This window comes from Prauserella cavernicola (genome assembly GCF_016595675.1).
Lineage (GTDB): Bacteria > Actinomycetota > Actinomycetes > Mycobacteriales > Pseudonocardiaceae > Prauserella_A > Prauserella_A cavernicola.
This window is the reverse complement of record NZ_JAENJH010000011.1, coordinates 21,117-41,235: the sequence shown is the minus strand read 5'-3', so window position 1 is coordinate 41,235 and position 20,119 is coordinate 21,117. Positions and strand designations below refer to the sequence as shown.

Sequence of the window (20,119 nt, the reverse complement as noted above, 5' to 3'; positions counted from 1 at the left end):
CAAGGGCGAACGCGCGGATCACGCCAATTGTTCCCCGAGCAGTCCGAGCGCGCCGGTCACCGACGCCCTCCGCACGGCCTCGCGGTCTCCGTCAATCCGCAGCGTACGCGTGGTGCGCACCCCCGCGCCCGCCACGGCGACGAAGACGGTGCCGACGGCGACGCCGTCCTGCGGATCCGGTCCGGCCACACCGGTGAGCCCGAGGCCCCAGTCGGCCCCGCAGCGCGTGCGCGCGCCCTCGGCGAGCTGGGCGGCGACCTCGGGGTGCACGGCGCCGTGCTCGGCCAGCAGCGCGCCGTCGACGCCCGCCAGCGACTCCTTGAGGTCGGTGGCGTAGACGACCAGACCGCCGCGGACGACGGCGCTCGAACCGGGCACCTCGGTGAGCACGGCGCACACCAAACCCGCCGTGAGCGACTCGGCCGTGGCGACCGTCTGGCCTCGCCGGACCAGCTCGGCGACCAGCCTCGCCGCCTCCATCAGGCGCCGCGTCCCGCCCGCAGCCGGACTGCCCTGACCACGTAGTCGAGCCCGGTCGCGACGGTCAGCACCAGCGCGAGGCCCATCAGCGTCCAGCACACCGGGTCGGCCCACGTGCCCAACGGCAGCAGGTACGACCCGATCGCGATGCTCTGGGCCAGTGTCTTGGCCTTGCCGCCCCGGCTCGCGGGGATGACGCCGTGCCGGATGACCCAGAACCGCAGCAGCGTGACGCCCAGCTCGCGCACCGCGATGACGATCGTGACCCACCACGGCAGCTCGCCGAGCACGCTCAGCCCTACGAGGGCGGCGCCGATCAGCGCCTTGTCCGCGATCGGATCGGCGATCTTGCCGAAGTCGGTGATCAGGCTGTACTTGCGCGCCACCCAGCCGTCGACGCGGTCGGTGAGCGCGGCGAGCGCGAACACCGCCGTGGCGACATAGCGCCACACCGGATCGGTGCCGTCGGCGGTGAACAGCGCCAGCACGAACAACGGCACCAGGACCAGCCGCGACAACGTCAGCACGTTGGCCGCGTTCAGCGTCGGCACCGCCGCCACGGCAGGGGTCGCCGCGACGTCGCCCACCTCGGGTTTCCGGTCGGCGCCGCCTGTCTCGGCACTCACGGTGCGCTGCCGGCGACGGGCTCGAGGGGACGCACGACCAGGTCCACGCCCGCGCTGTCCACGACCTCGCATCGCAGCAGCTCACCCGGCTTGCAGCCGTCCGCGTCGAGCACCACGCACTCGCCGTCGACCTCGGGCGCCTGGTGCGCGGCCCGGCCGGTCACCTCGTCGTCCACGGTCTCCACCAGTACGTCGACGACGGTGCCGATCCGGTCCTCGGCGCGCTGCGCGGTGAGCTCCTCCACCAGCGCCGAGAGGCGGCCGACGCGCTCCGCGACGGTCTCCTCGTCGAGCTTGCCGTCGAAGCCCTCGGCCTCGGTGCCGTCCTCGTCGGAGTAGCCGAACACGCCGACCGCGTCGAGCCGCGCGCCGGTGAGGAAGCGCTCCAGCTCCGCCACGTCGTCCTCGGTCTCGCCGGGGAAGCCGACGATCACGTTGGTGCGGATGCCCGCCTCGGGCGCGTACTCGCGGATCTGGTCCACCAGCGCCAGGAACGAGTCGGTGGAGCCGAACCGGCGCATCCGGCGCAGCACCGCCTCGCTGGAGTGCTGGAAGGACAGGTCGAAGTAGTCGGCGACGCCGGGCGTCGTCGCGATCACGCGCACCAGGTCGGGACGCGTCTCGGCGGGCTGCAGGTACGACACGCGCACGCGGTCGATGCCGTCGACGGCCGCCAGCCTCGGCAGCAGCGCCTCCAGCGCGCGGGTGCCGCCGAGCTCGCGGCCGAGGTCCTTGCCGTACGACGTGGAGTTCTCACTGACCAGGAACAGCTCGCGCGCGCCCTGGGTGGCGAGCCACTCGGCCTCGGCGACGATCTCGTCGGGGTGGCGGGACACGAACGAGCCGCGGAACGACGGGATGGCGCAGAACGAGCAGCGGCGGTCGCAGCCGGAGGCGATCTTCAGCGCGGCGACCGGCGCGTCGTCGAGGCGCGAGCGCAGCACGCGCGGGCCCCAGCCCGCGTGGCCGGGCACCGTGACCTGCTCCGCCGCCGCGGGCCGCTCCACCGGGCTGATCGGCAGCAGGGTCCTGCGGTCGGCAGGCGTGTGCGAGGCGATCTCGCGGCCCTCGGCGATGTCGGCGAGCCGATCGGCCAGCGCCGGATAGTGGTCGAACCCGAGCACCGCGTCGGCCTCAGGCAGGTTGTCGGCCAGCTCGCGCCCGTAGCGCTCGGCCATGCAGCCCACGGCGACGACCTTCGCGCCCGTGTCGGAGGCCGCCAGCAGCGTGTCCACCGAGTCCTTCTTCGCGGCCTCGACGAAACCGCAGGTGTTGACCACGACGACGTCGCTGTCCTCCGGGTCCGCGGAGAGCTCCCAGCCACCGGCGGTGAGCCTGCCGGCGAGCTCCTCGGAATCGACCTCGTTGCGGGCACAGCCGAGGGTCAGCAGGGAGACCCGGCGACCGGGGGAGGAATCAGCGGAAGACACCGGACCAGGGTAACGAGCAGACCCTGGTCGGTGGCGCGGAGGCCGCCCGCTAGCGTCTCGGGGGTGGAGTCACCGCACATTCGCCGCGCTCGTATCGCGGACGTCCGCAGGATCAAGGCGCTGGTCGACTCCGACGCGGGCAAGGTGCTCCTCGAGAAGGAGCTCGTGACCCTCTACGAGGACATGCAGGAGTTCTGGGTCGCCGACTTCGACGGCGAGATCGTCGGCTGCGGCGCCCTGCACGTGCTGTGGGAGGACCTCGCGGAGATCCGCACGGTCGCCGTGGAGCGCTCGATGCGCGGCCACGGCATCGGTCACCTGCTGGTCCGCAGGCTCATCGACCTGGCGGTCGACCTCGGGCTGCCGCGGATCTTCGTACTGACCTTCGAGACCGAGTTCTTCGCGGGTCACGGGTTCCGGGCCATCGAGGGCACGCCGGTGCCTCGCGAGGTGTACGAACAGATGCGGCGCTCGCTGGACACGGGCGTCGCCGAGTTCCTCGACCTGCCCTTCGTCAAGCCCAACACCCTCGGCAACACGCGCATGCTGCTGGAGCTCGACGGGCATCGCCGCGAGTAGCGGCACGTAGTCGGCAATTCACCCACTGTTCGCGCGTCCGGCGGTGGTGGTGGCAACCGGCGCACCCGAAGCTGATCACGACCGTCCCCGTGACTGATCAGCGAGGAGCCCCGCCATGCCCGCGTCCGCCCTGCGCCGCACCCTCCGCGGTGCCGTCGGTACCGCCGCCGTCACCGTCACCCTGTTCCTCGGCTCGGGCGTGGCGCCCGCCGCGAGCGCCCAGGAGATCACCGACGACTACCTGTACGACCTGTCGCTGTCGCAGTTCAGCACCACGCGAGCGACGGCTCCGCACTCGGACGTGCTCGACTGGTCGTCCGACGCGTGCTCGTGGTCTCCGGACAAGCCGCTCGGCTACGACTTCACGGCCGCCTGCCACCGCCACGACTTCGGCTACCGCAACTACAAGTCGCAGAGCCGCTTCACCGAGGCCAACCGCAAGGCCATCGACGACAACTTCCACGCCGACATGAAGACGATCTGTGCGGGCCGCTGGCAGTGCGACGGCGCCGCCTGGACCTACTACCAGGCCGTCCGCCAGTTCGGCGCCAGCTGAGTCCTGGCACGTGAGGTGAAGGGCACCTTTACTGCGTTCAACGCAGTAAAGGTGCCCTTCACCTCAACTAGCGCTAGTCCAGGTCCTCGTCGTCGGAGCCGGCCGCGTCGCCGCCACCGCGGATCAGGGCAAGCGTGCCGGGCAGGTCCTCGGGCTTGACGAGCACGTCGCGCGCCTTCGAGCCCTCCGAGGGCCCCACCACTCCCCTGGTCTCCAGCAGGTCCATGAGCCTGCCCGCCTTGGCGAAGCCGACCCGCAGCTTGCGCTGCAGCATCGACGTGGAGCCGAACTGCGACGTGACCACCAGCTCGGTGGCCTGCAGGAGCACGTCGAGGTCATCGCCGATGTCGGCGTCGATCTCCTTCTTCTCCCCTGCCTTGGCCGCGGTGACGCCGTCGGTGTAGTCGGGCTCGGCCTGGTCCTTGGTGAAATTGACGATCGCCGCGATCTCCTCGTCACTGACGAACGCGCCCTGCACGCGGGTGGGCTTGCCCGCACCCATCGGCAGGTACAGCGCGTCACCCATGCCGATGAGCTTCTCGGCGCCCGGCTGGTCGAGGATCACGCGTGAGTCGGTCAGCGACGACGTGGCGAACGCCAGCCGCGACGGCACGTTGGTCTTGATGAGGCCGGTGACGACGTCGACCGACGGCCGCTGCGTGGCGAGCACCAGGTGGATCCCGGCGGCGCGGGCCTTCTGGGTGATGCGCACGATGGCGTCCTCGACGTCGCGCGGGGCCGTCATCATGAGGTCGGCGAGCTCGTCGACGATCGCCATGATGTAGGGATAGGGCTGGTACTCGCGCTCGCTGCCCGGCGGTGCGGTGATCTCGCCGGAGCGCACCTTCTTGTTGAAGTCGTCGATGTGGCGCACCCGGTTGGCCTGCATGTCCTGGTAGCGCTGCTCCATCTCCTCGACGAGCCAGGCCAGCGCGGCGGCGGCCTTCTTCGGCTGCGTGATGATGGGCGTGATCAGGTGCGGGATGCCCTCGTACGGCGTCAGCTCGACCATCTTCGGGTCGATGAGGATCATCCGGCACTCGTCGGGCGTCGCGCGAGCGAGCAGCGACACCAGCATCGAGTTGACGAAGCTGGACTTACCGGAACCGGTGGAACCGGCCACGAGCAGGTGCGGCATCTTCGTCAGGTTCGCGGTGACGAAGTGGCCCTCGATGTCCTTGCCGAGGCCCATGACCATCGGGTGGCCGTCGTTCGCCGCCGTGGACGAGCGCAGCACGTCGCCGAGCCGCACCATCTCGCGGTCGGAGTTGGGCACCTCGATGCCGACCGCGGACTTGCCGGGGATCGGCGCGAGCAGGCGCACGTTGTCGGTGGCCACGGCGTAGGCGATGTTCTTGGTGAGCGCGGTGATCTTCTCGACCTTGACACCCGGCCCGAGCTCCACCTCGTAGCGCGTCACCGTGGGGCCCCGGGTGAACCCGGTGACCTGGGCGTCCACATTGAACTGTTCGAGCACGCCGGTGATGGCCTCGATCATGGCGTCGTTGGCCTTGCTGCGGGCCTTCGGCGCGTCGCCGAGCGTCAGCAGCTCCGGCGACGGCAGCGTGTAGTCGCCCTCGACGGTGCGGGTCACGGTCATCGCGGGCTGTTCGGCCTTGCGCTGCTTGCGTTCCGGGACGTCGGCGGGCTTCGGCTTGGCAGTGGGCTCCGGTGCCGGCTCGGCCGCCAGGTCGTCGAACAGGCTCGGGTCCTCGGCGGCCTTGTCGGCGCTGGACTGGCGGCGGCGCGAGGGCTTGCGCAGCCGCACCGACGCCGGGTCGGCGTCGGCCACCGGATCGTGGCGCGCCTGCTCGTCGGCCTCGAGGTCGGCGGGGTCGACGCCCCATTCGCGCAGGCGGCGCGGGATCTCGCGCACCGGCGTCGCGGTGAACACGAGGATCCCGAACGCGAGCGTCAGGATCAGCAGCGGCACCGCGACCCAGATCGTGACGCCCCTGGCCGGCAGGTCACCGGCGAACCAGCCGAGCCAGCCCCCCGCGTACATCTGGTCGTCGTGGCCCTGAGGGCGGCCGCTGAACAGGTGCAGCAGACCGAGGATCGACAGCGTCACCAGCAGCGTGCCCACGACCATGCGGGGCCGCGTCTCGGGCTGGGCCTCGGAGCGCATCAGCGCCACGGCGGCCACCACGAGCGCGAGCGGCACCGCCACGGCGCCCGCGCCGAAGATGCTGCGCATGCCGACGGTGACCCACTCGCCGACCGGACCGGCCGCGCGCCAGAACACGCCGACCGCCGTGACGAGGCCGAGCGCGATCAGGCCGAGCGCGATGCCGTCCCTGCGGTGCTCGGGTTCGAGTTCGCGGGTGCGGCCGACCGCGCGCGCGAGGCTGCCGGTTCCCTTGGCGACCAGGCCCCAGCCGCCGCGCACGGCCTTGCCGAACGTGCCCGGCGTCGAGGAGGACCTGCGAGGTGGCGGCTTGCGAACCGAGGGTCGCGACGTCCTCGTCGACGACGAGGACGAGGAGGAGGACGGCCGCGACCGCGCGGCGCCCTTGGCGGGCGTCCTGCCCTTGCCACTGCCGCCACGTGCGGTGTTTCTCCCCTTGGTCACCGACCCGCTCGCCATTCCTCTACGGTAACCGGCTCGCCACGGCATTCACATGTGCCACTCACGGCACACCGGAAACAATTCCGGCATGATCCCCTGACGAGTGGCGGTCACACCCGTGGCATCCTTCCCCCCATGGTGGCGCTGCACCCCGAGGAAGACAGCACGACACGCCCTGAGCGCGACGGCGCGACTCCGGCGATCTGGCGGGCGATGCTCGCGATCGACCAGCGGGTGGTCGGCCTCGCGGGCAAGCTGCGCGTGACGGGCGGTGTCCCGCGCGCCCTGCGCGACCGTCCGCTGCTCATGGCGGCCAACCACATCGGCGTCTTCGACGCGTTCGTGCTCATGGCCGCGTGCCGGCGAATCGGCATCGCGCCGAGGTTCCTGCTCGCGGGCGGTCTATTGGACGCCCCGGTGATCGGTCCCGCCCTGAAAGCGAGTGGCCACCTGCGCGTCGACCGCGGCTCGGCCTCGGCGGTGGACCAGTTCGGCGCCGCCGTCACGGCGATGCGCACCACGCGGGCGCCGATCATCGTCTATCCCGAGGGCCGGATCAGCCACGATCCCGGGCTGTGGCCGGAGCGCGGCAAGACCGGCGCCGCACGCCTCGCGCTGGCCGCGGGCGTGCCCGTGGTGCCGATCAGCCAGTGGGGCGCGCACGAGGCCGTCTACTGGGGCACCGAGCGCGTCGACGGACCCGCCGACCTCGTGCCGCTGCTGCGTTCCGGGTTCACCTCGCCGCTGCGCAGGCCGACGTTTCGCGTCCACTTCGGCACCCCGGTGGACCTCTCCGCCTACTCCGGCGGCAAGCCCGGCGACGGCGTGAAGGCCCACGGCGCGATCATGCGCGCCATCACCGAGGGCCTCGTGCCGCTGCGCCGGAACGAGCCCGACCTGCCGCACTTCCACGACCCCACGCGGCCCACCGACACACGCAGCCCGTGGCGGCCGTCACCGCAGGCGTAAACGAGGCGAGAACCGTCGCCCTCGGGTTCTAGAGTCCGGGTGTGTCCGCCCACGTCACCGCCGCACGTTCCACTTTCGTCGCCCACCGGGGCCGCGGCACGGCCTTGCTCCTGCTCGCTTCGCTGTGCTTCGGCAGTTCCGGGGTCATCGGCAAACCGGCCATGCTCGCCGGGCTGTCGCCCCAGCAGGTCGCCGCGGCGCGCATCGGGCTCGCGGCGGTCGTACTGCTCGTGGGCGTCGCACTGGTCCGGCCCAGCCTGCTGAAGGTGCCCGCGGGCCAGTGGCGGCTGCTGCTGGGCTACGGGCTGCTCGGCGTCGCGGGCGTGCAGCTGTGCTACTTCATCGCGGCGTCGCGGATCCCCGTCGGCGTGGCGATCCTGCTCGAGTTCAGCTCGCCGGTGCTGGTGGCGCTGTGGGTGCGCTTCGTGCGCCGCGTGCGGCTGCCGAGGGCGATGTGGGCGGGGATCGCGCTCGCCGTGCTCGGGCTCGCGATGGTGGCCCGCGTGCACGAGGGGCTGCAGCTCGACGCGATCGGCCTGCTCGCGGGCATCGGCGCGGCACTGTGCTCGGCGGCGTACTTCCTGCTCGGCGAGCGCGGCGTGGCGAACCACCACCCGCTGGGCATGGTCACCTGGGGCATGGTGGTGGGCGCCGTCGCGGTGTGCGCCGTCGCGCCGCCGTGGACGTGGCCGCTGGGGATCGTGACCGGCCCTGCCGACTTCGGGCCGTGGCAGCCGCCGGTCTGGGTGCTGCTCGTGGCCGTCGCCCTGTTCTCCACGGCGCTGGCCTACTTCGCCGGCGTCTCGTCGCTGCGGCACCTGCCGGTCGCCGCGGCCAGCGTGCTCGCGCTGGTCGAACCGCTGATCGCCACGGCGGCGGCCTGGCTGCTGCTCAACGAGGCACTGACCTGGATCCAGCTGCTCGGCGCGGCGGTGCTGCTCGGCGGCGCGCTGCTGGTGCAGCTCACCTCGCCGGGCACACCACAGCCCACACCCGCCGAGCCCTTACCCGTCGAGAGCCCGCCGGATCGTTCCCTCGACGGGAACGGAACCGGCGGCTCCCGCGACTAGTCCACCGAGTGAGCAACGCGCACCTACTGGGGAGACCACATGAGCCGTCCCACCCGTGTCGAACAGCGCCGTGCCCGCCGAGCCCTGCTGGTGCAGGCCGTCATCGTGGTGGCCGCCCTGCTGGTGGCCAGGGCTAGACGGAGATGACCGTGGGCACGATCATCGGACGCCGCCGGTAGGTCTCGGCGACCCAGCGGCCCACCACCCTGCGGACGGCCTGCGCGATCCGGTGGGTGTCGGTGATGCCCTCGAGCTCCGTGCGCGAGAGCTCCATCTCCACGAGCGACACGGCCGCGTCGAGCGCCTTCGGGTCGTCGGAGAAGCCGCGGCCCGCCACGGTCGGCGGAGTCACCGCCCTGCCGGTGGCCGAGTCCACCGCCACGTTGATGGCGATGAAGCCGCCCTCACCGAGGATGAGGCGGTCCGACAGCGTCGACTCGCCGACATCGCCCACGGAGAGGCCGTCGACGTAGACGTAGCCGACCTCCACGCGTCCCGTGGTCGAGGCCTTGCCGTCGACCAGGTCCACCACCACGCCGTCCTCGGCGAGCACCACGTTCTCCGCCGCCACCCCGGTCCGCACCGCGAGCTCGCCGTTGGCGCGCAGGTGCCGCCACTCGCCGTGCACCGGCATGACGTTGCTCGGCCGGATGGCGTTGTAGAGGAACAGCAACTCCCCCGCCGACGCGTGGCCCGACACGTGCACCTTGGCGTTGCCCTGGTGCACCACGTCGGCACCCAGCCGCACGAGACCGTTGATCACGCCGAAGACCGCGTTCTCGTTGCCGGGGATCAGCGAACTGGCCAGCACCACGGTGTCGCCCGAGCGGATCGAGATCTGCCGGTGCTCCCCCCTGGCCATGCGCGACAGCGCCGACAGCGGCTCGCCCTGCGACCCCGTGGACACGAACAGCACCTTCGACTCGGGCAGGTTCACCGCCTCGTCGAGGCTGATCAGCAGGCCCTCGGGAATGTCGAGCAGGCCCAGGTCGGCGGCGATGTCCATGTTGCGCACCATCGATCTGCCGACGAACGCGACGCGCCTGCCGTGCCGCACGGCCGCGTCGAGCACCTGCTGGACGCGGTGGACGTGGCTGGCGAAGCACGCCACGATCACGCGCTGGCGCACCCTGGCGATCACGTCGTCCAGGACGGGGCCGATGTCCCGCTCGGGCGTCACGAAGCCCGGCACCTCGGCGTTGGTCGAGTCGACGCAGAGCAGGTCCACGCCCTCGTCGCCGAGCCGCGAGAACCCGGCGAGGTCGGTGAGCCTGCCGTCGAGCGGCAGCTGGTCGAGCTTGATGTCACCGGTGTGCAGCACCAGCCCCGCCGGCGTGCGGATCGCCACCGCGAGCGCGTCGGGGATGGAGTGGTTGACGGCGAAGAACTCCAGGTCGAACGGGCCGACCGTGCGGCGCTCGCTCTCGGTGACCTCGACCAGCACGGGCCGCTGCTTGTGCTCCTTGCACTTGGCGGCCAGCAGCGCGAGCGTGAACCGCGAGCCGTACACCGGCAGGTCCGGCCGCAGGCGCAGCAGGAACGGCACGGCACCGATGTGGTCCTCGTGGCCGTGGGTGAGCACGAGCGCGTCGATCTCGTCGAGCCGGTCCTCGATGGCCCTGAAGTCGGGCAGGATCAGGTCCACGCCGGGCTGGGCGTCCTCGGGGAAGAGCACGCCGCAGTCGACGACGAGGAGCCTGCCCTCGTACTCGAAGACGGTCATGTTGCGGCCGACCTCGCCGATGCCGCCGAGAGCGACGACGCGCAGCCCTCCCTCGGGCAGCTTCGGTGGAGCGTTGTTGGGTCCGGGTCCGGGTACCAGTTGCGTCACCGGTGAATGGTCCCAACGCTCGTGTGGGTCGTCGACGCGACGTAGGCCGCGGCCGAGTCCGCCTGCGCGACGCGGGAGCCGGCCCAGTCACTGGTCGGGTGCGCCTCCAGCGGAACACCGGCGGCCGTGAGGTCGGCGGCGATCGCCTCGATCTGCTCGGCGGCGGCGGGCACGATCGGCAGCCTCGGCTCGCCGACCTCGTAGCCACGCAGCCGCAGGGCCGTCTTGCTGAACACGACACCGCCGACCCGCGAGAACGCCCGGTACACGGCGAGCATGCCGCGGTGGTTGGTGCGCGCGGTGGAGGTGTCGCCGTCCTCGTAGGCCTCGATCATGGCGCGGATCCGGCCCGCGACGACGTGGCCGATCACGCTCACCACGCCCGCGGCGCCGACGGACAGCCACGGCAGGTTCAGCGCGTCGTCACCGGAGTAGTACGCCAGGTGTGTGTTGGCGATGACCTCGCTGCCCGCGAGCAGGTCGCCCTTCGCGTCCTTGACGGCGACGATGCGCGGGTGCTCCGCGAGGCGCCGCAACGTGTCCACCTCGATCGGCACGATCGAGCGCGGCGGGATGTCGTAGAGCATCACCGGCAGCCCGGTCGCGTCGGCGACGGCGGTGAAGTGCGCGTACAGCCCGGCCTGCGTGGGCCGCGAGTAGTACGGGGTCACCACGAGCGCGCCGTGCGCGCCCGCCTTCTCGGCGGCCTGGGCCAGCTCGATGCTGTGCGCGGTGTTGTAGGTGCCCGCACCCGCGATCACGCTCGCGCGGTCGCCCACGGCCTCGACGACGGCGCGGATCAGGTCGGCCTTCTCGGCGTCGGTGGTGGTGGGGCTCTCGCCGGTGGTGCCGTTGAGCACGAGCCCGTCGTTACCCAGGTCGAGCAGGTGCACGGCGAGCTCCTGAGCCCGCTTCAGATCGACGGCACCCTCGGCGTCGAACGGAGTGACCATGGCGGTGAGCACCCGGCCGAAGGGTCTTCCCGGCGCGGCGGTCGGCGGGGTGGACGGTGCGATCGACATGATGCTGACGGTACCTCCTCGACGGCCCGGTGGGTGCGCCGACCGAGCCGATCGCGAGTGCCGCCGCGTGATCGCGCCGCGGGGCGGAGGATCGCCCGTTCCGCCTGCCCCACGCCGGAATTTCTCCGGAAGCGAGGGCCTAATCGACCTGGTTGGTCTGGAACCCGTTGAGCCTGCCGCCGTCGGCCGGCACCACGAAGCAGTAGACGTTGCGCCTCGGGTCGTCGGTGCCGTCCATGCGGCGCTGCCACTCGCCCTGCGACGGAACCATCGCCTGGTACTTCAGGTTCGGCCGGCTCTCGTCCCGGATCCGGTTGGAGTGAAAGGCCATCCCGCACTTGGCCTCGGCGAACGCGGCGAGCGACTCGTCTCCCGGGAAGCTGGCGGGCACGGTGTCCTGCTCGGTGGAGAGCCCGTAGGCCGCCGCGCTCTCGTAGAGCTGGGCGTCGTGGTCCTCGTCGCAGTCCACCCAGTTCTCGCTGGTGATGGAACGCCCGGCGCCGATCGGCGTGTTCACGCAGTAGTAGGAGCTGCCGGAGAAGTAGTAGCTCCGCATGTCGCCGCTCCTGCCGTAGGTCAGGGTCGGCAGCATCGCGTCGTCGACCGACGGGCCCCACACGGGCTTGCCGAGGAAGAACCCGCCCGCCAGCAGGGCGACGGCCGCGAGCACGCCACCGACCGTCAGCGCTCGGCGCGCGGCCGTGCTCCGCCGCGGCGCGGGCGGCGGCTGCGGCGCGAAACCGGTGGGCGGCGGGCCCATCATCGTGGGCGGCTGGCCCCCCGCGTAGGCCGCCGTGTGCTGACCGCCCGGCGGGGTGGACGGCGCGTAGCCCGGCTGCTGCGCCGCCATAGCGAGCAACCCCTTGGCCTGCTCCGCCGTGATCCTGGCCTCGGGCGTGGAGATCAGCATCCCCATGATCGCCGACGCCAGGGGGCCCTGCGCGTGGGTGAGGTACGGGACCTCGTTCATGATCGCGTGCAGCGTGGCCGCGGTGGTGGAGCGCTCGAAGGGCAGAGTGCCCTCGACGGCGAAGAACAGCGCCGCGCCGAGCGACCACAGGTCCGAGGCGGGCAGCGCCTCCCTGCCCGCGACGCGCTCGGGCGCCATGAACGCGGGCGAGCCGACGAGCATGCCGCTCGTGGTGAGCCGCGGGTCGTCCACCGCCTGCGCGATGCCGAAGTCGGTGAGCTTCACGCGGCCGTTCTGCCCGACCATGATGTTGCCGGGCTTGACGTCGCGGTGCACGATGCCCGCGTTGTGCGCGGCCTGCAGCGCCGCCAGCACCCGCTCGCCGATCAGCGCGACCTGGTGCGGCGGCAGCGGCCCCTGGCTCCGGACCACCGTGGACAACGTGGGCGCCTCGACCAGTTCCATCACGATGAACGTCGCGTCGCCGTCGGCGATCACGTCGTACACGGTGACCACGGCGGGGTCGTTGAGCTTGCCGCCGGTGCGCACCTCGCGCAGCACGCGCTCCTGGAACACGCCCGCGTCGTCGGCGGCGTCGGGCAGCCGCAGCTCCTTGATGGCCACGTGCCTGCCGATCACGGTGTCCTCGGCGCGGTGCACGACACCCATGCCACCGCGACCGAGCTCGGTGAGCAGCCGGTACCTGCCCGCGAGCACCCGGGGAACGGCGGCCGCCCGCGTCGTCTGCGTCTGCCGGAGCTGCTCGTCGGTCACCGTGGTCGTCCCCTCGTCGTGTGGCGCCCAGATCGTAGCGGGCGGCCCCTCACGCCGGATCAGACTCCGTGAACCTCGTGCCCCGCGCCCGTCAGCGCCGCGACCGCACGGTCGAGCTCGGCGCCCTTCACCAGCACGTGGTCGGTGTCGAAGGTGGACAGACTGAACAGCGCGACACCCGCGGCGGCGAGCTCGCTCGACAACGCCGCGATGATTCCCGTGAGGGTGAACGCGAGCGGTCCGCGCACGCTCAGCAACCGCCAGTCACCGTCCACATCGGCCCCACCGGGCACCAGCGCGGCCGGGCACACCACGGAAAGCTCGTCGCTCGTGCGCGTGAGCGACACGAGCCCGTCATCGGCGCCGAGCAGGGACGGCGGCACCTCCGCCTTCGCGTCCAGCCGGGCCACGGCGTACTCGCCCGGCTGGACGTCGATCACGAGCCGGCGCACGCGTCAGCCCTCGAGAACCTTCGGGCTGGACGCGACCTCGGTGCCGTCGGGCAGCGTCGAGATCGTGAAGTCGGCGAACACGTTCTCCGCCGCCTTCTGCAGCTGCCGCAGGCATTCCACGGCGAGAGCGCGGATCTCCACGTCGGCGTGCTCAGTGGCGCGCATGGCGATGAAGTGCCGCCAGGCACGGTAGTTGCCGGTGACCACGATGCGGGTCTCGGTGGCGTTGGGCAGGATCGCGCGCGCGGCCTGGCGGGCCTGCTTGCGGCGCAGCGTGGCGCTCGGCGCGTCGTCGAACTTCCGCTCCAGCCCGGCGAGCAGGTCGGTGTAGGCGTCCACACTGGCCTGTGCCGCGGCGAGGAACTTCTCGTGCAGCTCGGGATCCTCGGCGATGACGTCGGGCTCGACGAACGCCGCGTCCCGCTCGGGCACGTACCGCTGCGACAGCTGCGAGTACGAGAAGTGCCGGTGCCGGATCAGCTCATGGGTGAGCGAGCGCGAGATCCCGGTGATGTAGAAGCTCACCGAGCCGTGCTCGAGCACCGAGAGGTGGCCCACCTCGATGATGTGGTCGATGTAGCCGGCGTTGGTCGCGGTCTTCGGATTCGGCTTCTTCCACGACTGGTAGCACGCCCGGCCCGCGAACTCCGCGAGCGCCTGACCCCCGTCGGCGTCCGTCGTCCACGGCACGTCCTCCGGCGGGAAGAACTCCGTCTTCGCGATCAACCTCACCGTGGGTGACACCGTCTCGGCCACGTCCGACTCCCTCCACCTCGCTGACTCCGGGGGGCAGCGTAACGCCCGCACCCGACGATCCCGGGGGTGACGTCACCGACGCCAGAACGATGGTTGCGTGATGTCAGAAGTGACGTCATAGTGGCGTCATGGACTTGACGCCGTATCTCAACAGACTGCGGGAGGACCTCGGCACCGCGGCCTCCGCGGGCGACGAGCAGACGCAGCGCGCCGCCGCCGTGCTGTCGGCGGCGCTCGAACCCGCCGCCCGCCTGACACTGATGAACGCACTGGCCGACCTCGCCGCCGAGGTCACCGCCAACCTGCCGGACCAGGTGGTGGAGGTCAGGCTCGACGGCCGCGACGTGCGCGTGGTGGTCACCGGGGGCGAGACGGAGCCCGCTACCGGCCCGTCCTCGGCGGCCCCTCCGCCACCGCCGCCTCCGCCGCCGCCCGCCGACGCGGGTGACATCAGCCGGATCACGCTGCGACTGTTCGAGCAGATCAAGTCGCAGGCCGAGCAGCAGGCCGCGGCGCAGGGGGTCTCGCTGAACACGTTCGTCTCGCAAGCCGTCCAGGGCGCTCTGCAGGGCGCTCAGCAGCACCAGCACTGGGGAGGACCGAAGCCGCGCGGCGGCAACCGGTCGCATCTGCACGGCTGGGTGGAAGGGTGATCATGACCGAGCAGCCACAGGACGCGCCCGAGGAACTGGTGCGCACCCAGAACTTCGACGCCGAGGGGCCGCTGGAGCTGGACGTGGACGTGAGCGTGGGCCGCGTCGACATCCGGCTCGGCGACGGCGAGACGCTCGTCGAGGTCCGGCACGAGCCGTCGGCGCAGGCACCGTGGACCGAGGGTGTGTCGAGCCTGCTGAACTGGGTCGGCGAGCGCTTCGGCGGCCAGTTCGGCACCGACTTCTCCGGCTCGCCCTCCGACGCCGTCGAGCAGAGCCGGATCGAGCTGACCGGCAACCGGCTGGTCGTGAAGGGGCCCAAGCCGCTGCCGTTGCGCAACACACCGCTCGCCGTGACCGTGCACGCGCCCGCCGGCTCGGAGCTCACGGTGCGCGGGGGCACGGCCGACGTCACGGTGACCGGCACGGCGGGCCGCGTGGACCTGTCCACCGGCTCGGGCGCGGTGAGCCTGGAGGGCGCCGAGGGAGCGGCGACCGTCCGGACCGGCAGCGGGGCCGTGAAGCTCGGGCCGCTGCCCGCCGGCCTGCAACTGCGCTCGGGCAGTGGTGACGTCGAGGCGTCCTCGGTGCCGGGTTCGGCCACCGTGGCCACGGGCACGGGCGACGTGTGGCTCGGCGAGGTCGCCGGCGAGGTGCTGATCCGCACCAGCAGCGGCGACCTGTCGGTGGCCGACGCCGCGGGCGGCTCGATCGAGGCGATCACGGGGTCGGGCGACATCCGCATCGGGATCCACGACGGGGTCGCGGCCGAGATCGACCTGTCCTCGGGGGCGGGCAGGGTGTCGAGCGAACTCGACGTCGCCGACGCACCGCCCGCGGGTGCCGTGCCGCTGACGGTCCGGGCCCGGACGGGCTCCGGAGACGCCGTGATCGTCAAAGCGGCGAGCTGAACGCCGGAACGTGAGGGGGAGGGAGCAGGGCCACGCCCGGTCCTGCTCCCCGTCACCGGAGCCGGGGTGCCCGTCGCGAGCACCCCGGCTCCGGCCTTGCCGGCAGTGGTGGCGTCAGCCCGCCGCCTCGCGCAGTGCGGGCGCGAGGTCGCCCCGCTCCCCCACGGCGACACCGTCGAGGCCCAGCCAGCTCGCCATGTGCCCGAGTTCCGCGGCCAGGTCCTCGGCGACGCGGCCGTGGTCGGCGCCCGGTTCGGCGAACGCGCCCTGCGCGCGCAGCACCCCGGCCGCCCGGTCGGACTTGAGGTCCACCCTGGCCACGAGCTCGCCGTCGAGCAGGAACGGGAACACGTAGTACCCGTGCACGCGCTGCGGCTCGGGCACGTAGATCTCGATGCGGTACCGGAAGCCGAACAGCCGCTCCGTGCGGGCACGCTCCCAGATCAGCGGGTCGAACGGGCACAGCAGCGCGCGCCCGCTCACGGCCCTCGGCGTGCTCGCGTCGCGGTGCCGGTAGGCCCGCTGCTTCCACGTCGCCACGCGCACCGGTTCGAGCGTGCCCTCCTCGACCAGCTCCTCCACGGCCTGCCTGCACACCTGCGGGCCCAGCCGGTAGTAGTCGCGCAGGTCGGTCTCCGTGGCCACCCCGAGCGCGGTCGCCGAGTTGGCCACGAGTCGCCGGGCACCCTCGTCGGCGTCGACCCGGCGTGCCAGTACCTCGGCGGGCAGCACCCGTTCGGTGAGGTCGTAGAGCCGTTCGAACCCGCGCCGTGTGCCCGTGGTGAGCTGCCCCATCCCGAAGAGCCACTCGCAGATCCGCTTGACCTCCGAGCGCTCCCACCACGCCCCGGGAGCCCGCCGCGAGGCGCCCGCCACTTCCTTCTCGATGGCGCCCGCGCCCACCGGACCGAGCTCCTTGACCACCGCGAGCACGTCGTCGACCAGCGACGGCGACTGCTCGGCGAGCGCGCCGTAGTGCCGCCACCAGCCCTGCCGTTTGGCACCGGACTGCAGCAGCGGCCAGTCGTCCACCGGCACCAGGCTCGCCTCGTGCGCCCAGTACTCCACGAGCATCCTGGGCTTCCTGGCGGTGTCGGACCAGGCCGCGTCGTCGATCAACGCGGGCTCGTAGGCGCCGAGCCGGGCGAACAGCGGCGCGTAGTGGGCCCGGACGGCGACGTTCACCGAGTCGAGCTGGATGAGCCGCACGCGCGACAGCACGCGCTGCAGATGCCGTCTGGTCGGCGCTCCCCGCGGGCGCGGATCGGCGAATCCCTGCGCGGCGAGCGCCGTGCGGCGCGCCACGGGCAAGCTCATGGTTCTCACGGTCGGCCATGCTGCCAGGACCCTCCGACACTTTCCCGGCGAGCCGCCGGAGCTCAGGCCACCGGCACCAGTGTCAGATAGGCCAGGCCCAGGACATCGCGATAGCCCCGCAGCCACCTCCGGCGGTGCCGGTCCACCCGCTCCCGGGTCTGCCCGGCCAGCGGATGCCCGGCATTGGCGGCGAGCCACTCCTCGACATCGGCCTGGTAGCCGGACTCGAACTGCTCCCACTCGTCCCGGCTCGCGGTCTCGATCCACTCGGGACGGAGACCCTCCGCGACGGCGAGGTCGACGAGACCCGCCAGGTCGGTGAACTCGGCGGCGGAGGCCTCCGGCCACATCGCCGACAGCTCGTCACCCGTGGGCGGGCGCTGCCAGAAGCTCTCCCCGAGCAGCACGCGGCCGCCAGGCCGCACCAGGCCGCGCAGCGCCCGCAGCGCGGCCGGGACGTGCTCGGGCGGCGGCGCGTCGCTGAGCGCGTGGCTGGCGCCGAAACACAGCACGACATCGGCGCGGCCGGTGGCGGGACCGGAGACGACGTCGGCGGCGGACTCCTGAACGAAGCGGACGCGCTCGGCCAGGCCCCTGGCCTCGGCGTTGGCGCGCCCGCGAGCGAGGTCCACCTCGTTGACGTCGACTCCGACGCCCGTGGAGCCGGGAGCCGCCTCGAGCAGGCGCAGCATGAACTCTCCCCACCCGCAGCCGAGGTCGAGCACCGAGAACGGGCCGGGCCGATCGGCGAGCCTGCGGATCATCCTGCCGGCCCGGTCGTCGGAGAGCGGGCCGTGGAACGTGAGCCTGGTCAGGCGCGGTGGGGCGTGCGTGTCGTTCATGATCGGCGACCATAAGGACCCGCGGTCCGTCGGCGACACCGGTTTTCCGGCGGGGCATCCGGCTTCAGTAGCGTGCGCGTATGAGCACCGCCGCGGTCCACCTCGCCACTGTCGCCGACGCCACCGAGATCGCGCGGATCCAGCAGGTCACCTGGCGCGCGGCCTACGCGGAACTTCTCGGCGCCGCGGCTCTCGACGCGCTCGACGAGGCCGAGCTGGCCCAGCACTGGCGCGAGGCCGTCGAACACCCGGCCACCGACGTCTACCTCGCCCTCGAGGGCGAGTTCACCGTCGGCTTCTGCGTGGCGGGACAGGCGCCCGGTGAGGAGGTCGCCGCCGCCGACGGCTCCCTGCCCGCCGACGCGGATCGCACGGGCCTGATCGCGACCGTGCTCGTGGAGCCGCGCTGGGGCCGCAGGGGTCACGGCGGGCGCCTGCTCGCCGGTGCCGCGGCCGGCCTGCGCGAACGCGGCGCCGAGCGCGGCATCACCTGGGTCGCGCAGGCGGACCCGGCGTCGCTGTCGTTCTTCCGGCGCGCGGGCTGGCAGCCCGACGGCACCGTGCGCACGCTCGACACCGGCGAGCGCACGGTCAAGGAGCTGCGCCTCACCGGCGGTCTCGACCTCGAGCTGGACGGCTGACCCGGCGGAGGGGCACGGGACCCCCGGGCCGGGAGTGGACCTACTGACCGGGTCGCGCGGCCGCCACCGCTGCGGGGCGCCGGGGCTCGGCGAACACCACCCAGCGCATCACGGTGTACATGAACAGCCCCTCGCAACCGCCCGCGAGGATCCTCGCGAGGTGGTAGTCCAGGCCCAGCCCGGTCAGTCCCGCGCCCACGCCGAGGATGAACGCGACGTAGTTGATCACCACGGCGATGGCGTAGAGCACCGCCTGGCGGCCCGCGGGGGCGTGCGAGCGGAAATTGACGGTGCGGTTGAGCACGAAGGCCAGCCCGAACGCCAGCGCGTAGGCGACGGAGACCGACAGCGCGATCGGCACGTCCAGCGCCCCGTGCAGCAGCGTCAGCAGCACCAGGTCGACTCCGAAGGTGAAGCTGTTGATCAGCACGAACCCGAGGAACGTCGGCGGCACGATCCGGGCGAGACCGAACGGTAAACGGGCTGTCACCGCTGCGCAGAAACGGGCGAACCGCTGGGCAGCACGGGACGTGGAGGGGTGCTCGTCGGCGGACGCGGCCACGACGCTAGGTTGCCACCCTCAGGTTTCCGGATGTTGAAGCACAGGTGATCGTCCGGGGAGTTCACTTCCGTGAAAAATCTCGAAAACGTCACGGTTTTCTCACCTGATCGCGTTACCGTGAACCGGTCACTGACTCAGGAGGCTCTTCGTGCTCGCTTGGCTGGCTCTCACGTTCGGGGTCGCGTTCGGCTCCGCCGTGATTCCGGTCATCAGTATCGAAGTTTTCGTCATCGGACTCATGACCAGCGGGAACGGCATCCCGTGGGTGGCCGTCGGCGCCGCGGTCGCGGTCGGGCAGATCGGCGGGAAGCTGCTGTACTTCCTCGCGGCGCGCGGCACCATCCGGCTGCCCGGGGTGCTGCACCGCAGGCTGCATCGCGAACGACCTCCGTCGGCCCGCCGCGACCGCTGGCACCTGCGCACCAAGCGGCTGCGGTCGTGGCTGGAAGCGCTGCGCGAGCGCTGCCACCGGCACCCGCACTGGATGAACGGCACCTACGGCATCAGCGCGGTGCTGGGACTGCCACCCTTCATGGCCACGAGCGTGCTCGCCGGGCTGATGCGCATGAAGATGGCGATGTTCGTGGGAGCAGGGCTGCTGGGCCGGTTCGTCCGGTTCAGCATGCTGGCGGCGTCGCCGGCGCTGTTCGCGAACCTCCTGCACGCCTAGCCGTACCGGCCCGGCGCGCTCAGCGCTCTCAGTGCTCGGCGGCCTCCAGTTCGATGGCCTTGCGCATCGTGGCGCGCGCCCGGCGCCGGTCACCCGCGATGTCGTAGGCGTGGGCGAGCCGGTACCAGCGGCGCCAGTCGTCGGGTTCGGCCTCGACCTCGGCCCTGCGCTCGTCGAACCACGAGTCGGCGGCCTTGCGGTCGACCCGGCCCGAGGGCATCCGCGGCAGCCCGGAGACGTCCGGTAGCTCACCATCGGCCTCGAGCCTGCGGGCCAGGCGCTGGATCCGGTTGCCGGAACGCCACGTCGCCGCCAGCATCCACGCGCCGAGCAACGGCAGGATCAGCACCGCCACACCGAACAGCATCGGCATCGGCTCGCCGGTGCGCAGCAGAGCGACCGCGCGGCCCGCGAGCAGCACCAGGTACACCGCCACCGCGACGGTGAGCAGAATGGCGACGTTGCGCGCTCTCACTGCGTTCTCACAGTCCTCACGGCC

General features: G+C 72.1%; 21 protein-coding genes. 8 read left to right on the top strand and 13 right to left on the bottom strand.

Annotation, left to right across the window (positions count from 1 at the left end; all coding sequences use genetic code 11):
- Positions 1-18: 18 nt before the first annotated feature.
- Genes JHE00_RS30125 through rimO form a run of 3 tightly spaced genes read right to left on the bottom strand, consistent with a single transcriptional unit; the run spans position 19 to position 2,536 of the window.
- Complete coding sequence (locus JHE00_RS30125) at positions 19-480, bottom strand: CinA family protein (RefSeq protein WP_200324709.1); 462 nt, start codon at positions 478-480, stop codon at positions 19-21.
- Complete coding sequence (gene pgsA / locus JHE00_RS30120; RefSeq protein WP_372440517.1) at positions 480-1,106, bottom strand: CDP-diacylglycerol--glycerol-3-phosphate 3-phosphatidyltransferase; 627 nt, start codon at positions 1,104-1,106, stop codon at positions 480-482. The genes JHE00_RS30125 and pgsA overlap by 1 nt, the downstream gene beginning before the upstream one ends.
- Positions 1,103-2,536 carry a 30S ribosomal protein S12 methylthiotransferase RimO gene (rimO, locus tag JHE00_RS30115; protein ID WP_200324705.1) on the bottom strand — a complete coding sequence of 478 codons (1,434 nt, stop codon included), beginning with the start codon at positions 2,534-2,536 and terminating at the stop codon, positions 1,103-1,105. Before rimO ends, pgsA begins: the two co-directional genes overlap by 4 nt.
- Before the next feature lie 63 nt (positions 2,537-2,599).
- On the opposite strand from rimO, the gene JHE00_RS30110 reads away from it, so the two are divergent.
- Together JHE00_RS30110 and JHE00_RS30105 are read left to right on the top strand one after the other, a co-directional pair.
- Positions 2,600-3,115 (top strand): amino-acid N-acetyltransferase, encoded by a 516-nt coding sequence (locus JHE00_RS30110; protein ID WP_200324703.1) that lies wholly within the window; start codon positions 2,600-2,602, stop codon positions 3,113-3,115.
- 115 nt (positions 3,116-3,230) lie between these two features.
- Positions 3,231-3,671, top strand: coding sequence for a phospholipase (locus JHE00_RS30105; protein WP_200324701.1), 441 nt, complete (start codon positions 3,231-3,233; stop codon positions 3,669-3,671).
- 73 nt (positions 3,672-3,744) lie between these two features.
- Here the strand turns inward: JHE00_RS30105 and JHE00_RS30100 are convergent, their stop codons facing one another.
- A complete protein-coding gene (locus JHE00_RS30100; protein WP_200324699.1) occupies positions 3,745-6,258 on the bottom strand; it encodes a DNA translocase FtsK in 2,514 nt (837 codons plus the stop codon).
- A gap of 117 nt (positions 6,259-6,375) precedes the next feature.
- Between JHE00_RS30100 and JHE00_RS30095 the strand changes: the two genes are divergently transcribed.
- Both JHE00_RS30095 and JHE00_RS30090 read left to right on the top strand, forming a co-directional pair.
- Positions 6,376-7,209: a lysophospholipid acyltransferase family protein gene (locus JHE00_RS30095; protein ID WP_200324697.1), complete on the top strand. Its 834-nt coding sequence runs from the start codon at positions 6,376-6,378 to the stop codon at positions 7,207-7,209.
- Positions 7,210-7,250: 41 nt separating this feature from the next.
- Positions 7,251-8,279 (top strand): EamA family transporter, encoded by a 1,029-nt coding sequence (locus JHE00_RS30090; protein ID WP_200324695.1) that lies wholly within the window; start codon positions 7,251-7,253, stop codon positions 8,277-8,279.
- A gap of 133 nt (positions 8,280-8,412) precedes the next feature.
- Here JHE00_RS30090 and JHE00_RS30085 read toward each other — a convergent pair whose 3' ends face one another.
- The 5 genes from JHE00_RS30085 to thyX all read right to left on the bottom strand — a co-directional run bounded on the left by JHE00_RS30085 (position 8,413) and on the right by thyX (position 14,024).
- Positions 8,413-10,110 carry a ribonuclease J gene (locus JHE00_RS30085; RefSeq protein WP_200324693.1) on the bottom strand — a complete coding sequence of 566 codons (1,698 nt, stop codon included), beginning with the start codon at positions 10,108-10,110 and terminating at the stop codon, positions 8,413-8,415.
- Positions 10,107-11,132, bottom strand: a complete 1,026-nt coding sequence (gene dapA / locus JHE00_RS30080; protein ID WP_200324690.1) for a 4-hydroxy-tetrahydrodipicolinate synthase — start codon at positions 11,130-11,132, stop codon at positions 10,107-10,109. Before dapA ends, JHE00_RS30085 begins: the two co-directional genes overlap by 4 nt.
- A 139-nt stretch (positions 11,133-11,271) precedes the next feature.
- Entirely contained in the window at positions 11,272-12,816 is a 1,545-nt protein-coding gene (locus tag JHE00_RS30075) for a serine/threonine-protein kinase (protein ID WP_200324688.1), read from the bottom strand.
- Between the two features lie 59 nt (positions 12,817-12,875).
- The gene (locus JHE00_RS30070) at positions 12,876-13,268 is read right to left on the bottom strand and encodes an ACT domain-containing protein (protein WP_200324686.1); all 393 of its coding nucleotides are present in this window, start codon (positions 13,266-13,268) and stop codon (positions 12,876-12,878) included.
- A 3-nt stretch (positions 13,269-13,271) separates the two neighbouring features.
- Entirely contained in the window at positions 13,272-14,024 is a 753-nt protein-coding gene (gene thyX / locus JHE00_RS30065) for an FAD-dependent thymidylate synthase (protein ID WP_200324684.1), read from the bottom strand.
- A gap of 128 nt (positions 14,025-14,152) precedes the next feature.
- On the opposite strand from thyX, the gene JHE00_RS30060 reads away from it, so the two are divergent.
- Both JHE00_RS30060 and JHE00_RS30055 read left to right on the top strand, forming a co-directional pair.
- Positions 14,153-14,677, top strand: coding sequence for a toxin-antitoxin system HicB family antitoxin (locus JHE00_RS30060; protein WP_200324682.1), 525 nt, complete (start codon positions 14,153-14,155; stop codon positions 14,675-14,677).
- 2 nt (positions 14,678-14,679) lie between these two features.
- Positions 14,680-15,588: a DUF4097 family beta strand repeat-containing protein gene (locus JHE00_RS30055; RefSeq protein WP_200324680.1), complete on the top strand. Its 909-nt coding sequence runs from the start codon at positions 14,680-14,682 to the stop codon at positions 15,586-15,588.
- A gap of 114 nt (positions 15,589-15,702) precedes the next feature.
- Here the strand turns inward: JHE00_RS30055 and JHE00_RS30050 are convergent, their stop codons facing one another.
- Both JHE00_RS30050 and JHE00_RS30045 read right to left on the bottom strand, forming a co-directional pair.
- Positions 15,703-16,905, bottom strand: coding sequence for a winged helix-turn-helix domain-containing protein (locus JHE00_RS30050; protein WP_200324678.1), 1,203 nt, complete (start codon positions 16,903-16,905; stop codon positions 15,703-15,705).
- A 62-nt stretch (positions 16,906-16,967) separates the two neighbouring features.
- On the bottom strand, positions 16,968-17,747 hold the full coding sequence (locus tag JHE00_RS30045; protein WP_200324676.1) for an SAM-dependent methyltransferase: 780 nt from the start codon (positions 17,745-17,747) through the stop codon (positions 16,968-16,970).
- Positions 17,748-17,827: 80 nt separating this feature from the next.
- Between JHE00_RS30045 and JHE00_RS30040 the strand changes: the two genes are divergently transcribed.
- Positions 17,828-18,388: a GNAT family N-acetyltransferase gene (locus tag JHE00_RS30040; protein ID WP_200324674.1), complete on the top strand. Its 561-nt coding sequence runs from the start codon at positions 17,828-17,830 to the stop codon at positions 18,386-18,388.
- 40 nt (positions 18,389-18,428) lie between these two features.
- Here the strand turns inward: JHE00_RS30040 and JHE00_RS35360 are convergent, their stop codons facing one another.
- Entirely contained in the window at positions 18,429-18,878 is a 450-nt protein-coding gene (locus JHE00_RS35360) for a GtrA family protein (RefSeq protein ID WP_307832181.1), read from the bottom strand.
- 220 nt (positions 18,879-19,098) lie between these two features.
- Between JHE00_RS35360 and JHE00_RS30030 the strand changes: the two genes are divergently transcribed.
- A complete protein-coding gene (locus JHE00_RS30030; protein WP_200324671.1) occupies positions 19,099-19,620 on the top strand; it encodes a YqaA family protein in 522 nt (173 codons plus the stop codon).
- A 28-nt stretch (positions 19,621-19,648) separates the two neighbouring features.
- On the opposite strand, the gene JHE00_RS30025 is transcribed toward JHE00_RS30030, so the two are convergent.
- Positions 19,649-20,095, bottom strand: coding sequence for a tetratricopeptide repeat protein (locus JHE00_RS30025; protein WP_200324669.1), 447 nt, complete (start codon positions 20,093-20,095; stop codon positions 19,649-19,651).
- Between the last annotated feature and the right edge of the window lie 24 nt (positions 20,096-20,119).